This window comes from Streptomyces sp. WMMC500, from assembly GCF_027497195.1.
Lineage (GTDB): Bacteria > Actinomycetota > Actinomycetes > Streptomycetales > Streptomycetaceae > Streptomyces.
In genome coordinates this window covers 5,088,734-5,102,266 of the sequence record NZ_CP114905.1, presented here as the reverse complement: position 1 = coordinate 5,102,266, position 13,533 = coordinate 5,088,734, and the positions used below count along the sequence as shown (strand labels likewise).

12 protein-coding genes and 1 tRNA gene are annotated in these 13,533 nt (G+C 72.7%); 1 reads left to right on the top strand and 12 read right to left on the bottom strand.

The genetic code is table 11. The annotated features are described in order from the left end of the window. Positions 1-45 precede the first annotated feature (45 nt). The 7 genes from O7599_RS21960 to O7599_RS21930 form a co-directional block, all read right to left on the bottom strand. Positions 46-122: transfer RNA gene (locus tag O7599_RS21960), tRNA-Thr, on the bottom strand. Between the two features lie 91 nt (positions 123-213). Beyond that, positions 214-1,809, bottom strand: coding sequence for an alpha/beta hydrolase (locus tag O7599_RS21955; RefSeq protein ID WP_281617313.1), 1,596 nt, complete (start codon positions 1,807-1,809; stop codon positions 214-216). A gap of 97 nt (positions 1,810-1,906) precedes the next feature. After that, the gene (locus tag O7599_RS21950) at positions 1,907-3,148 is read right to left on the bottom strand and encodes a DNA polymerase III subunit delta' (RefSeq protein ID WP_281617312.1); all 1,242 of its coding nucleotides are present in this window, start codon (positions 3,146-3,148) and stop codon (positions 1,907-1,909) included. Positions 3,149-3,280: 132 nt separating this feature from the next. Further along, entirely contained in the window at positions 3,281-3,697 is a 417-nt protein-coding gene (locus O7599_RS21945; protein WP_281617311.1) for a DUF2267 domain-containing protein, read from the bottom strand. Between the two features lie 132 nt (positions 3,698-3,829). Continuing rightward, positions 3,830-4,252, bottom strand: coding sequence for an Hsp20/alpha crystallin family protein (locus O7599_RS21940; RefSeq protein WP_281617310.1), 423 nt, complete (start codon positions 4,250-4,252; stop codon positions 3,830-3,832). A 114-nt stretch (positions 4,253-4,366) separates the two neighbouring features. Next, complete coding sequence (gene groEL, locus O7599_RS21935) at positions 4,367-6,277, bottom strand: chaperonin GroEL (RefSeq protein WP_281617309.1); 1,911 nt, start codon at positions 6,275-6,277, stop codon at positions 4,367-4,369. A gap of 8 nt (positions 6,278-6,285) precedes the next feature. After that, positions 6,286-7,557, bottom strand: coding sequence for a mannonate dehydratase (locus O7599_RS21930; RefSeq protein ID WP_281617308.1), 1,272 nt, complete (start codon positions 7,555-7,557; stop codon positions 6,286-6,288). Positions 7,558-7,904: 347 nt separating this feature from the next. On the opposite strand from O7599_RS21930, the gene O7599_RS21925 reads away from it, so the two are divergent. Then, positions 7,905-9,317, top strand: a complete 1,413-nt coding sequence (locus O7599_RS21925) for a mandelate racemase/muconate lactonizing enzyme family protein (protein WP_281617307.1) — start codon at positions 7,905-7,907, stop codon at positions 9,315-9,317. 90 nt (positions 9,318-9,407) lie between these two features. Here the strand turns inward: O7599_RS21925 and O7599_RS21920 are convergent, their stop codons facing one another. The 5 genes from O7599_RS21920 to O7599_RS21900 are packed head-to-tail and all read right to left on the bottom strand — an operon-like array spanning position 9,408 to position 13,533. Further along, positions 9,408-9,776 (bottom strand): hypothetical protein, encoded by a 369-nt coding sequence (locus O7599_RS21920; RefSeq protein ID WP_281617306.1) that lies wholly within the window; start codon positions 9,774-9,776, stop codon positions 9,408-9,410. Continuing rightward, the gene (locus O7599_RS21915) at positions 9,745-10,572 is read right to left on the bottom strand and encodes an ABC transporter ATP-binding protein (RefSeq protein WP_281617305.1); all 828 of its coding nucleotides are present in this window, start codon (positions 10,570-10,572) and stop codon (positions 9,745-9,747) included. Before O7599_RS21915 ends, O7599_RS21920 begins: the two co-directional genes overlap by 32 nt. Further along, complete coding sequence (locus tag O7599_RS21910; protein ID WP_281617304.1) at positions 10,569-11,498, bottom strand: ABC transporter permease; 930 nt, start codon at positions 11,496-11,498, stop codon at positions 10,569-10,571. The genes O7599_RS21915 and O7599_RS21910 overlap by 4 nt, the downstream gene beginning before the upstream one ends. Beyond that, complete coding sequence (locus O7599_RS21905) at positions 11,498-12,391, bottom strand: ABC transporter permease (RefSeq protein ID WP_281617303.1); 894 nt, start codon at positions 12,389-12,391, stop codon at positions 11,498-11,500. Before O7599_RS21905 ends, O7599_RS21910 begins: the two co-directional genes overlap by 1 nt. After that, positions 12,388-13,533 carry an ABC transporter substrate-binding protein gene (locus tag O7599_RS21900; protein WP_281617302.1) on the bottom strand — a complete coding sequence of 382 codons (1,146 nt, stop codon included), beginning with the start codon at positions 13,531-13,533 and terminating at the stop codon, positions 12,388-12,390. Before O7599_RS21900 ends, O7599_RS21905 begins: the two co-directional genes overlap by 4 nt.

Sequence of the window (13,533 nt, the reverse complement as noted above, 5' to 3'; positions counted from 1 at the left end):
CTCAGGCAAAAGGCCAGGTCACGGGCTACGTGACCTGGCCTTCGGTGGAGCCGCCTAAGGGAATCGAACCCTTGACCTACGCATTACGAGTGCGTCGCTCTGGCCGACTGAGCTAAGGCGGCAGGTTGCGGGCCGTGGCCCTGGCAACGGCGACAAGTTTACACAGTTCCCCGGGGTCCTCCGCACGCGGTTTGCGGGTGGGGCCCCGGCGGGTCAGCGGCAGCGTTTGCCGTTCTGGGGTGGGGTGCCTTCCAGGAGGTAGGTGTCGACCGCGGTGTCGATGCAGGTGTTGCCCCGCGCGTACGCGGTGTGGCCGTCGCCCTCGTACGTGAGGAGCACGCCCTCGTCGAGCTGGGCCGCCAGGCTCTCCGCCCAGACGTACGGGGTCGCCGGGTCGCGGGTGGTGCCGACGACCAGGATCGGGGGGGTGCCCGACGCCTCGATGCGGTTGGCCTCGCCGGTGGCGGGGACCGGCCAGTCGGCGCAGTTCAGGGCCGCCCAGGCGAAGTCGCGGCCGAAGACCGGGGAGTCCGCCTCGAAGGCAGGGACCAGCTTCTCGACGTCCGCCGGGGTCTCGAAGGGGGGCGGCTGGTCGATGCAGTTCACGGCCGCGAAGCCGTACATCATGCTGCCGTACGAGCCGTCCGGCTCCCGTTCGAAGTACATGTCCGCCAGCGCCAGCATCCCGCTGCCGTCCTTGCGCTCCATGGCGTCCGTGAGCGAGTCGCGAAGCTGCGGCCAGAAGTCCTCCTGGTACATCGCCATCAGCACGCCCATCGTGGCCAGCGGCTCGCCCAGCCGGCGCTCCTCGCCGGTGGGCACCGGCTTCGCGTCGAGGCGGTCCAGGAAGCTGCGGAGCTGCCGGCCCGCGTCCTCGGCGCTGTCCGTGCCGAGCGGGCAGTCCGAGCGCTGGACGCAGTCCTCGGCGAAGGCGTCGAAGGCCGTGGTGAAGCCCGCGTTCTGGTCGAGGTTCAGTTGGCGGGAGGTGAGGGACGGGTCCATGGCGCCGTCGAGGACCAGGCGGCCGGAGCGCTGCGGGAAGAGGCCCGCGTAGGTGGCGCCGAGCATCGTGCCGTACGAGGCGCCGACGTAGGTCAGCTTCTTGTCGCCGAGGACGGCGCGGAGCACGTCCATGTCCCGGGCCGCCTCCTCCGTCGAGACGTGGCCCAGCAGCTTGCCCGCGCGCTCCGCGCAGCCCTGCGCGAAGCGGTCGAACGACGCGGTCAGCGCCTCGACCTCGCGCTCGTCGTCGGGTGTCTGGTCGACCTGGGTGTGCGCCTCGAACGCGGCGTCCGTCAGGCACCGCACCGGCTGGCTGCCGCCCACGCCGCGCGGGTCCACCGCCACGATGTCGTACCCGGCCCGGACCTCCTCCGGGTAGCCGACGCCCGCGAAGTTCTGCAGGAACTCGATCGCCGAGGCGCCCGGGCCGCCCGGGTTCACCTGCAGTGAGCCCAGGCGCTCGGCGGGGTTCTCGGCCGGCTTGCGGGCCACCGCCAGTTCCACGTCCTCGCCGCCCGGGGCGGCGTAGTCCAGCGGTACGCGCAGCGTCGCGCACTCGAAACCGGGGGCGGCGCACTCGGTCCAGCGCAGCTTCTGCTCGTAGTACGGCTTCAGGTCCGCGGGGATCTGCACCGGGAGCGGTTCGAGCACCCGGCTGACGCTGCCGGCGCGGGCGGCGTCGGCGCCGCTGCCGCCGGTGCCCGTGCCGCCGCCGTCGGAGCCGGCGGAGTCACACCCGGCGGCGGCGACCAGCACCGCCAGTGCGGTGACGGGTGCGGCCGTGCGGAACAGGCTGCGGAAGTCCATGCGCCTGAGCGTAGCCGCTGGGGGAGGGGCCGCCGCCCGGTCACCCTCTCCCCGTACGGGTGACGGGTTGACGGGGCGCGGTGCCGTTTCCGCTCTTCTACGGTTTGCGCAGCGTCACCGTCATCGCCTCCAGCGCCAGCAGCGGGGCCACGTTCCGCTCCAGCGCCTCCCGGCACTCCATGATCGCGTCGATCCGCCGCAGCGTCATCTCCGGACCGCTGTCCTCCGCGATCCGCCGGAGCCCCTCCCCCACGTCCGCGCAGGGCAGCAGCGAGGCGTCGGCCACCGCGCCCAGTTGGAGCGCGAGCACGTCGCGGTAGAAGCCGGCGAGGTCGGTGAGGGCCAGGTCGAGGCTGTCGCGCTGGCTGCGCGTGGCCCGGCGCTTCTGGCGCTCCTGGAGGTCCTTCATCACGCCCGCCGTACCGCGCGGCATCCGGCCGCCCGGCTGCGCGCCGAGCGCCGTGCGCATCTCCTCCGTCTCCTGCTCGTCCAGCTCCTCGGCCCGTTCCTTCGCCGCGTCCGCCGCGACGTCGACCAGCTCCTGCGCCGCGCGCAGGCAGCCGCCGATGTCCTCGACCCGCAGCGGTATCCGCAGCACCGCCGCCCGGCGGGCGCGGGCGCGGTCGTCGGTGGCCAGGCGGCGGGCGCGGTCGAGGTGGCCGCCGGCCGCGCGGGCGGCGGACTCGGCGACGGCGGGGGTGACGCCGTCGCGATGGACGAGGACGGCGGCGACCGCCGCGACGGCGGGGGTGCTGAGGGAGAGGTGGCGGCAGCGGGAGCGGATCGTGGGCAGCACGTCCTCCAGCGACGGCGCGCACAGCAGCCAGACCGTGCGCGGGGCGGGCTCCTCGACGGCCTTCAGCAGGACGTTGCCGGCGCCCTCGGTGAGGCGGTCGGCGTCCTCGACGACGATGACCTGCCAGCGTCCGCCGGAGGGGGCGAGCTGGGCGCGGCGGACCAGGTCGCGCGTCTCCTTGACGCCGATGGTGAGGAGGTCCGTGGCGATGACGGTGACGTCGGCGTGGGTGCCGACGAGGGCGGTGTGGCAGCCGTCGCAGAAGCCGCATCCGGGACCGGCGGCGGCGCGGTCCGGGCTGACGCACTGGAGCGCGGCGGCGAAGGCGCGGGCGGTCGTCGCCAGGCCGGCGCCGGGCGGGCCGGTGAACAGCCAGGCGTGCGTCATCGCCGAGGTGGAGGGGCGGTCGGAGGCATCCCCCGGCGCTGAGGCCGAGGCGGGTTGCCCTGCTTCCGCCGTGACCCGTGCGTCGGCCGCCCGGGCTGCGGCGGCCAACTGCTCACCGACCCGTTCCTGCCCGACCAACTCGTCCCACACCGTCATGGCGCCGCCTTCCGTCATCCGCCGCCCATTGTGCTGCACGCCACCGACAGCCGACCGCCCGCACGGAGGGCGTGCACCACGGGGCCGGCCGCCTGCCGCCGCCTCGGGCGGGGGCGGCAGGCGGCGGCTTCGTCAGGCTGCCGTTGCCCTGGCCTGCGTCAGGTCCGCGCGGCCGAAGAGCAGCGCGAAGCCCGGGGGGAGGGTGGCGAGCACGCGGGTGAGGAGGTCGTCGTCGCCCACTGCCTCCGCGATCACGCACAGAACCGAGCTGACGTCCCACCGCGCCGTGGCCGTCGTCGCGCCGTCGATGCGGAGCGCCACCGACTCCACGAACTCCGCCGCCCCCGCCGGCCGCCGCGTGGCGGGAACCTGGTCGGCGAGCGTACGGGCGGCCTCCACCGGCAGGCGGGCGGCCAGCTCCGCGCGTTCGGGCGGGGGCAGGTGCCCGCCGAGCGCCGAGAGGACGACCCGTGTGACGCGCTCTGCCTCGCGCGCCGTCGGGTACTGACCGAAGTCCTTGACCTGGGCTGTGAACTGCGTCCATCGCATGGGCGCGTCTTGCTCCTTTCGAGGTGTGCGTGTCCCCGTGCCGCCGCGTGGGGCATGCCCTGGCGCCGGGCAGCGGCACGGGGGCGATTCTCCGGGTGGGTGCGGTGGGCGGCTCGGCCGCCTCGTCCCGCCTCAGTTCGCGATCTGCTTCTTCGAGTCGCCGCCCACGATCCGGATCTTGCGCGGCTTCGCCTGCTCGGCGACCGGGATGCGCAGGGTGAGGACTCCGTCGTCGTAGCGCGCCTCGATGCGGTCGGTGTCCAGCATCTCGCCGAGGAAGACCTGGCGGCTGAAGCGTCCGCGCGGGCGCTCCGCCACGACCAGCTCCGTCCCGTCCGGGGCCGCGGACCTGCGTTCGGCGTGGACGGTGAGGACGTTGCGCTCGACACCGAGGTCGATGGTCTCGGGGTCGACGCCGGGCAGGTCGAGGTGGATCACGAAGTCGTCACCGGCGCGGTACGCGTCCATCGGCATGGCTACGGGGCGCTCGGCGGTGCCGAAGAGCTGCTGGGTGAGGCGGTCGAACTCCCGGAAGGGGTCGGTACGCATGAGCATCACGGTCTCTCCCTCCTTGAGGCTTGCGTTGGTGCGATGCCCTACGCCAAATGTATATAGCTCAAGGGGAAGTTAGTTGACAAGTCCAGACTCAACTTTCAGCCTTTCGGCTGGTCAGTGGTGGTGACTGTGACCGTGGCTGTGACCCGAGCCGTGGTGGTGGCCGTGGCCTCTGCGGCGCCAGCTCACCGCGTCCGGGTCGCGCGGCTTCCGGTCGACCACCAGGGCGCCGGCGGTGAGCATCAGCCCCGCCACGGAGGCGGCGTTCTCCAGGGCGGTACGGGGCACGCGGACCGGGTCGAGTACGCCGGCCGCGGGCAGGTCACCGTACGTGCCGGTGTCCGCGTTCCAGCCGTGGCCCGGCGGGAGGCCGGCCGTCTCGGCGACCACGCGGGCGCCGTCCGCGCCGGCGTTGTCGGCGAGCTGCCGCAGCGGGGCGGTGAGGGCGGCCCGTACGGCCAGGGCGCCCGCCCGCTCGTCGGGGGACAGGGCGCGTGCGGGCGTCCCGTCGCCCGGCCCGGTCCCGTCGCCCTGCCCCGTACCGCCGCTCAGCAGACCGTCCACCGCCTCCCGCGCGCCCGCCAGCCCCGTGCCGCCGCCCGGCACGACGCCCTCCGCCAGCGCCGCCCGTACCGCCGCCACCGCGCCCGCGACGCGCTCCCGCCGCTCCGCGCGCTCCGGGTCCGTGGCACCGCCGACCCGCAGCACCGCCACCCCGCCCGTCAGCCGGGCCAGCCGCAGCTCCAGCACCTCCCGGTCGAAGTCGGACACCGCCCCGGCGAGCGCGTACTCCAGGTGCGCCACCTGCCGCGCGACCGCCTCGGGCGACCCCGCGCCCCGCGTCACCGTCGTCGTCCGCCTCGTCACCACCACCCGCTCCGCGCGCCCCAGCGACGACAGCTCCGTCGCCCCGGTCGGCATCCCCTTCTCCGGCACCACCACCTCCGCGCCCGTCAGCGCCGCCAGGTCCTCCAGGTGCGCGAGCCGCCGCGCGCCCAGCGCCGGCGCCGGGACGGCCGCGGAGAGCAGCGTGCCGCGCAGGCGGTTGGCGACCAGCGCCGCGAGCGCGTCCTGCTGGACGGAGTCCGCGACGACCAGCAGCGGGCGGCCCGTGGCCGCGACCCGCTCCATGACCGGCAGGAGGTCGTCGGGACCGGCGATGCGGCCGTGGTGCAGCAGGACGTACGGGTCCTCCAGCACCGCCGTGCCCTGCTCGGGGTGGGTCATCATGAACGGGCTGAGGAAGCCGCGGTCCAGCCGCAGGCCGTCGGTGAACTCCAGCTCCACGCCCGCCACGTGCGCCTCCTCGACGGAGATCGCCGCGTTCCGCCCGGCCTTGGCGAAGGCGCCGGCGACCAGCTCGCCGAGCGCGGGGTCGCGGCCCGCCGCGGCGGCGACCCGCGCGGCGTCGTGCTCGCCGTCGAGGGGGCGGGCGGTGTCGGTCAGGTACGCGACGGCCGCCGCCGCCGCGGCGTCGAGGCCGCGGCGAACGGCGACGGGATCGGCCCCGGCGGTCACCGCGCGCAGCCCGGCCGCGTACAGCGCCTGGGTGAGCACGATGGTCGTCGTCGTGCCGTCGCCGGCGGCGCGGCGGGTGCGGGTGGCGGCCTGGCGGACGAGGGAGGCGCCGAGGTTCGCGTACGGGTCGGAGAGCCGGACGGCTTCGGTGACGGCGGACGCGACGGTGGCCCCGTCGCGGGTGGCGACGGGGCCGGAGGCGGTGCCGGCCCCGCCGCCGGTACCCGCGCCCCCGGCCCCGCGCCCTGCCCCCGGAGCGGCGCCTCCGGCGCCGGCCCCGGAGCGGTCGGAGCCGGCGCCGGAGCGGCCGGCACCGGAGCGGCCCGCCCCGGAGCGGTCGGGGCGCGGGCCCGCGCCCCGGGAGCCGGCCGACCCCGGTCCCGTACCGCCGCCCAGCACCACCAGCCGCCCCCGCGGCCCCAGCGTGACCCGCGCCGCGTCCGCGACCGCGTCCACGCCGCGGCGCAGGGCGGCCCGCGCGGCGTCCTCGAAGAGCAGCCCGCTCACCGGTCTCCCTAGCGGTCGTCGTCGTGGTCGTCGTCGCCGTGCCCGAACCGGCCCCGCTCCATGATCAGCGCGGCCTGCATCATCGCCCGCGCGTAGCCGGTGTCGTACAGCTCCATGCCGTGGCCGCCGCCGCCCACGTCCTTGTACTGGTTGCTCTGGTCGGAGCCGTTCTCGCGGTCGAAGTCGTTCGCCCGCGGGTGCTCGGCGAGGATGCCCCGCGCGTAGCCCGCCCGGATGAGCTGGCGCATGAAGCCGAACATGTCGGTCTCGCCGTTGTCCGGGAAGACCTCCGCGTACTTCACGCGCGGCTTGTCGACCCGGACGTTGCGGTAGTGGATGTGGTTGACCCGGTCCTTGCGGCACATCCAGCGCAGGAAGTCGACGGAGTCGAAGCCGACCTCCGCCGTCACACCCGCGTGCACGGTCATGCCGTTCGCCGGGCTGTCGACGGTGTCGACCATCCGCTTCCAGTCCGGGACCGAGCCCATGATCTGCGGGGTGCCGCGGCTGATCGCGGCGGGCGGGTCGTTGGGGTGGACCGCCATCCGCACGCCGGCCTCCTCGGCGACCGGCATGACCTCGCGCAGGAAGTGCTCGTAGTGCTCCCAGAGTTCCTCGCGGGTGAAGGCGGGCACGCCGTCGGGGCGCGGGAGGTCGCGGACCTTGACGCCGTCCACCTCGTGGTCGAGGTCGAAGGCGGTGTAGCCGGCGCCGATGCGGTCGGTCTCGTCGATCTCCTCGTAGTAGCCCTCCTTCAGCCGGTGGACGTACCAGTTGTACTCGACCACCGGGATGCCGGCCCGGCCCGCGGCCACCAGCGACGTCTTCATGTCCTCGATGGCCTGGTCGCGGCCGTCCTCGCCACGCACGACCGAGTCGGGGGCGCTGATGAGGAAGGCGGTCACGTGCAGGCCGTTGGCCTCCAGGTTCTCGCGGTCCGCCGTCAGCTCCTCGACCGTCCACGGGGAGTCGGGGGCGCCGGAGACCACTCCGGTGACGCCGGCCTGCCGCCACTTGCGGACCGTCGCCTCGTCGGGGCGGCGGTCGATCCACTGGCAGAGCCTGGGGGTGTCGGGTCCTTCACGGACCTCGTCGGGCCAGTTGAGCTGCGGGAACGGGGCGTTGCCGCCGGGGCCGTGGCCGCCTCCGTGGCCGCCCGGGGCGGCGAACGCCGTACCCGCGGCGCCCGCCGAGGCGCCGATCGCGGCCGCCGCGGCGGCGGTCGAGCCGCGTTTGAGGAACGAGCGGCGCGAACTGCCGTCGTGCGCTGGGGATTCCATACGTCACCTTCGCTTTCTGTGCTCTGCCGGCTGCCAGATGCCGCGGTGGTGCGTCGCGCATGGCGCGTCGTACGTGGTGCGCAGTACATGGTGCTTACAGCTACTGCGTCGTGCCGGGGTGGGGCGACCCGGGGATGGGCGCAGCGTACGTACCGGGATCCCCCGCCGTTAAGGGCGAGTTGCGTATACAGCCATTCGTGAAGCGAATCCAGCGGCCTTCCCTGCACACATTCGCTTTCCTGATAAATGCATACGGAAACCATTCTGCGGGACCGCTCCCAGGGCCCTCGGTCCCCCACCTATGGTGATCCCGCAGAATTTCCGGAATCCCTACGGAGGGCCCCCACATGCAGGAATCCGAGAACGGCACCGGCACGCGTTCCAGGCGCACCGTCCTGGGACTCGGGGCTGCCGCCGCCACGGGCGGCCTCGGGCTCGGCGCACTCGCATTCCGACCGGCCGAGGAACAGGTCGAGTTCCTCACCCAGAAAGTCAGCAGGGCGTCGAAGCCGAGCAAGCTGAAGATCACGGACATGCGGGTGGCGGTGCTGGACGGCGTGCCGTTCACCAGCCCGATCGTCCGCATCGACACCAACCAGGGCATCTCCGGTTGGGGCGAGGTCCGCGACGACGCCGACAAGCGCTACGCGCTGGAGTTGAAGAGCAGGCTTCTCGGCGAGAATCCGTGCAACGTCGAGATGCTCTTCAGGCGCCTCAAGCAGTTCGGGAACCACGGCCGCCGCGGCGGCGGCGTCTCCGGCGTCGAGATGGCGCTGTGGGACCTGGCGGGCAAGGCGTACGGCGTGCCGGTGTTCCAGATGCTCGGCGGCGCGTACCGCAGAAAGATACGCCTCTACACCGACACCACCGAGTCCGAGGACCCGAAGGTCTACGCGCAGCGCATGAAGGAGCGCGTGGAGATGGGCTTCACGTTCCTCAAGATGGACCTCGGCCTGGAAATCGTGCAGGACCTGCCGGGCGCGGTCGTCGGCAAGAGCCTGTGGAACGACAACCTCCAGCAGTACGACGGCACGCCCGGCGGCTACGGCATGACCGAACACGGGCTCACCATGGTGCAGATCACCGACAAGGGCCTGGACGCCATGGCGGAGTACGTGGAGGCGGTGCGCGACGCCGTCGGCTACGACATCCCGCTGGGCATGGACCACTTCGGCCACTTCGACGTCAACACCGCGATCCGGCTGGCGAACCGCTTCGAGCGCTACAACCTCGCCTGGCTGGAGGACCTGGTGCCGTGGTTCCGCACCGAGGACTGGAAGGAGATCACGAAGGCCGTCAACGTGCCCACCATGACCGGCGAGGACATGTACGGTCTTGAGTCGTTCCGTACGCTCGTCGACGCCGGCGCCGTCGACCTCATCCAGCCCGACCCGGCCACCGCCGGCGGCATCCTGGAGACCAAGCGCATCGGCGACTACGCGCGCGAGCAGGGCATGGCGATGCCGCTGCACTACGCGGGCTCGCCGATCGGCGCGATGGCCAGCGCGCACATCGCCGCCGCCACCGAGAACTTCGTCTGCCTGGAGTACCACGCCACGGAGGTGAAGTTCTGGAACGACCTCATGGCGGGCGGCGAGCCGCTGCTGAAGGACGGCTTCTACCACCTGACCGACGCGCCCGGCCTCGGCGTGGAACTGGACGAGAAGGAGATGGCCAAGCACCTGGCCGAGGGCGAGAAGCTGTTCGCGCCGACCAAGGAGTGGAACGAGAACCCGGCCTGGGACCGCACCTGGAGCTGAGCCCGCAGCGCCCCGGAAGCAGTGGAGCCCGTACGCACCCGACCAGCGGGGTGCGTACGGGCTCCCGGCGTCAGCGCGCCGCCCGCGCGCTCACCGCGCCGCCGGCGTCTCGTCCTCCGGCGGCACGATGCGCTCGATCCAGTACTCCCGCGCCAGCGCGTCCACGCCCGCCGGCGCCACGCCGCGCAGGTGCACGACGTTGCCGTCCGTGCCGGCGATGCGGCCGTGCTTCTGCATCCGCAGGATGTGGTAGCGCTCCGGCGGGAAGCCCAGTTCGACGTCGGCGGAGAAGCGCCCGCGCACGTCGCGCTCGTCGCCGACCGCCGGGTCGACCTTGCCGCTCGCCTGGACGCTCAGCCAGACCTGGTACGCGACGATGAGCAGGACCAGGATGGCCAGCCGGCGGATGGTGGGGCTGCGAAGCGCCCTAAACGCCAGCGACTGCCGTTCCGTCGCCATCGGTCTCACCTCCCGGACCGCCGTTCGCGGCCTCGTCGTCGACGAGCAGCTCGTTCACCCGGTTCGCGATCTCCCGGAACTCCGGCAGCTCCAGCGCCGTACGCCACTCCCGCGGCCGCGGCAGGTCGACGGTGACGATCTCCCGCACCCGGCTCGGCCGCTTGGACAGCACCACGATCCGGTCGGAGAGGAACACCGCCTCGTCCACGTCGTGGGTGACGAAGAAGACCGTCGGGCGCCGCTTCTCGAAGATACGGGTCAGGTCCTCCTGCAGCTTGCGCCGCGTCTGGGCGTCGATGCTGGCGAACGGCTCGTCCATCAGCATCACGGCCGGCTCGTTGGCCAGCACGCGGGCCACGCCCAGGCGCTGCTGCATGCCGCCGGACAGCTCGTGCGGGTACTTGTGCTCGAAGCCGCCGAGCCCGACCAGCTCCAGGAACTCCTTGCCCCTGGCGTCCCGTTCCGCGCGCGGCATGCCCTTCATCCGCAGCCCGAAGACCACGTTGCCGAGGACCGTCTTCCAGGGGAAGAGCGCGTGGCTCTGGAACACCACGCCGCGGTCCGGTCCCGGCCCGCCGACCGCCTGGCCGTCGACGACGACCTCGCCCTCCGTGAGGTTCACGAAGCCGGCGACGATGTTCAGCACGGTCGTCTTGCCGCAGCCGCTCGGGCCGAGCACGGAGACGAACTCGCCCTCGTCGACGCTGAACGAGACGTCGCCGATGGCGGTGACCTCCTCGCCGCTGTACGCGTCGACGTAGTTCTTGTGCAGTCCTGTGATCTCCAGCGCCGTCATCCGTCGGCCTCCAAACTCCGTACCATGCCCCACCGTTCGACGGTGGCTCGCTCGAACGGCGCCAGGACCATGGCGTCGAGCGCGTACCACAGGATTCCCAGCACTGCCATGCCCAGGAACACCTGGCTGATGTCGCCCACCCGGCGGGCGTCGAACATCATGAAACCGACGCCGCTGGTGCCGACGATGATCTCGGCGGCGACCAGAGCCCGCCAGCCGTAGCCGAGGCCGGTGCGCACGCCGCCCGCCACGGACGGCAGCGCGCCCGGGAGGATGACCTCGAAGAACACCCGCGTCCTGCTCGCACCGAGGCTGCGCGCGGCGCGCAGCAGCTCGCGCGGCACCTGCTCCACACCCGCGACGACGCTCAGCATCAGCGGGAAGACGATCGTGTAGACGATCACGAAGGTGACCGCGGTGAGGCTGAAGCCGAACCAGACGATCACGATCGGCAGCCAGGCGATGTCGGCGACGGCCTGGAAGAACAGCAGGATCGGCCAGAAGAACCGGCGGACCTTGGCGAACATCGCCACCACGAAGCCCATCGGCAGGCCGATGGCCAGGCCGAAGCCGACGCCGTACGCCAGCCTGGTCAGCGAGTCCGTCAGGTAGCCGGGCAGGATGCCCTTCTCCATCAGGTCGGCGAACTCCTCGACCACCCGCGGCGGGCCGACGAAGAACGCCTCGTCGAACACGCCCATCTCCGCGACCAGCCACCACAGCGCGATGACCGGCACGAACGGGCCGAGGGTGCGGAACGTGGGGCGGCGGGTGAGCCAGAGCCAGACCTTCCGGGCGCGTACCACGCCCGGGCTCGCGCCGCCCTTGCGCGGCGTACGCCCCGAGGGCGCGCGCCGTACGGGCTTGGCCGTACGCGCGGTATCGGCCCCGGCCGAACCGGCCGGGCCGGTCGTGTCCGACGCCATCAGCCCCTCCCTCCCGTCATGCCCCAGCGCTCCACCGTGCGCTTCTCCAGCGGGGCCAGCATCAGCCGGTCCATCAGCAGCCAGAGCACGCCGATGATGACCATCGAGGCGATGATCACGTCGGTCTGGAAGTACTTCTGCGCCTGGAACAGGGCGTAGCCGAGGCCCGCGTTGCTCGCGATGATCTCGGCGGCGACCAGCCCGCGCCAGCCGTAGCCGAGGCCGACGCGCAGGCCGGTGACGACGCTGGGCAGCGCGCCCGGCAGCAGCACCTCCCAGAACATCCGCAGCCTGCTCGTCCCCATGCTGCGCGCGGCGCGCAGCAGTTGGGTCGGGATCTGCCGGACGCCGAGCATCGCGTTGTACGTGATCGCGAAGAACATCGCGTTCCACACGATGAAGATCACGGCCCGGTCGCCGTAGCCGAACCACAGCGTGGCGACGGGGATCCAGGCGATACCCGCGAGCGCCACGGAGAACCGCAGCAGCGGGGAGAAGAACGCCGACAGCGCCGCGCTGGAGCCGAGTGCGATGCCGAAGGGCAGGGCGGTGGCGATGGCGATCGCCGAGCCGATGCCCATGCGGCGCAGGCTCGCGCCGAGGTGGTCGACGAGCTCGCCGCTGGACCACATGTCGCCCAGCGCCGAGAGCACGTCGCCGACCTGGGGGAAGACCCGCAGCGGCGGATCGGTGATCGCGACGACCACCAGCCACACCACGACGAGCAGCGCGAGCGGGGTGAGGAACCACAGCGCGGAGATCGCGCGGGCGGCGGGCGTGTTGGCCGCGCCACGCTTGCGCTGCCGCCCCGGCGGTCGCCCGCCCGGCCGCGGCCGTCCCCGGGCGGGGGCGGTCGCGGCCGTGGCCTGCTTCTCGGTACGGGGCGTGGTCACGACGGGCAGGCCTCGGCGGCCGTGTCGCGGTCGAAGGTGTACCCGCCGTCGATCACCGCGGCATCCGGGACCGGCGGCAGGTCGCCGAAGAGGTCGGGGTTGTCCTTCATGACCTTGAGGATCGGCTTGGGCTGGAAGTACTTGTTGACGTCGAAGCCCTTCTCGACGTTGCCCTGCTCGGCCAGCAGGCCGGCGAGGGTGTCGAGCGCCAGGTAGTTGCAGGCGGAGAAGCGGCCGTCGAGCTGCTTGACGTTGTGCTTCATCGCCTGCTGCGCGACGTTCTTCTCGGTGCCCGGCAGCCAGCGCGTCGCCGAGTCGGCCGCGTCGTCCGGGTTCTCGCGCATCCACTGGTCGGTCTGCGCGCGGGCGGTGAGGAACCGCTCGACGACGTCGGGGTTCTTCTCCGCGTACTGGCGCGTGGTGACCAGGTAGCCGATGAACGGGATGTAGCCGCCGCCGCGCAGCACCTCCTCGGCCCCGTCGACCTGCTCGGTCATGGTGATCGGCCACGGGTCCCAGACGATGCCCGCGTCGATGCCGCCGGTCTCCAGCGCGACCGCCATGTCCGGCGGCTCGGTGTTGACGATCTCGACGTCGCCGGCCTTCAGTCCGGCGTCGTCCAGCAGGCCCAGCAGGTACAGGTGGTTGATGGAGCCCTCGGAGACGCCGATGCGCTTGCCGCGCAGCGTCGAGAGGTCCTTGCCGTCGACGCCGGAGTCGGCGCCGGCCACCACGGCCATCGTCTCGTCGATGCTGAGCTGCGAGGACGAGCCGGTGTAGTTGCCGACGAGCACCAGGTCGATGCCCTGCTGGGCGGCGGCGATGGCCGGGGTGCCGACCTGGACCACGTCGACCTCGCCGGCCTGGAGCGCGTTGAGCGCGTCCACGCCGGTCGGGTAGGGCTCCTTCAGCTTCACGTTGAGGTTCTGCTCGTCGAAGTAGCCCGCCTCGACGCCGGCCGGCAGGCCGATCTGGTCGATGGCGGAGACGTAGCCGGCGGACAGCTTGGTCGGCTCGGCGCCGCCGGCGCCACCGGCACCGCTGACGTCATCGTCCACTGTCGAGTCGCTGCCGCATGCGGCCAGCAGCAGGGCTCCCGAACAAGCCGCCGCCACTGCTGTGTGACGTGTTGCGCGAAACAT

What these genes read in the sequence shown, in the direction of transcription:
- O7599_RS21900 (WP_281617302.1), bottom strand. Translation starts at nt 13,533, where the DNA reads ATGTTTCGCGCAACACGTCACACAGCAGTGGCGGCGGCTTGTTCGGGA.
- O7599_RS21945 (WP_281617311.1), bottom strand. Translation starts at nt 3,697, where the DNA reads ATGCGATGGACGCAGTTCACAGCCCAGGTCAAGGACTTCGGTCAGTAC.
- O7599_RS21950 (WP_281617312.1), bottom strand. Translation starts at nt 3,148, where the DNA reads ATGACGGTGTGGGACGAGTTGGTCGGGCAGGAACGGGTCGGTGAGCAG.
- O7599_RS21925 (WP_281617307.1), top strand. Translation starts at nt 7,905, where the DNA reads ATGCAGGAATCCGAGAACGGCACCGGCACGCGTTCCAGGCGCACCGTC.
- O7599_RS21920 (WP_281617306.1), bottom strand. Translation starts at nt 9,776, where the DNA reads ATGGCGACGGAACGGCAGTCGCTGGCGTTTAGGGCGCTTCGCAGCCCC.
- O7599_RS21940 (WP_281617310.1), bottom strand. Translation starts at nt 4,252, where the DNA reads ATGCTCATGCGTACCGACCCCTTCCGGGAGTTCGACCGCCTCACCCAG.
- O7599_RS21910 (WP_281617304.1), bottom strand. Translation starts at nt 11,498, where the DNA reads ATGGCGTCGGACACGACCGGCCCGGCCGGTTCGGCCGGGGCCGATACC.
- O7599_RS21955 (WP_281617313.1), bottom strand. Translation starts at nt 1,809, where the DNA reads ATGGACTTCCGCAGCCTGTTCCGCACGGCCGCACCCGTCACCGCACTG.
- O7599_RS21930 (WP_281617308.1), bottom strand. Translation starts at nt 7,557, where the DNA reads ATGGAATCCCCAGCGCACGACGGCAGTTCGCGCCGCTCGTTCCTCAAA.
- O7599_RS21915 (WP_281617305.1), bottom strand. Translation starts at nt 10,572, where the DNA reads ATGACGGCGCTGGAGATCACAGGACTGCACAAGAACTACGTCGACGCG.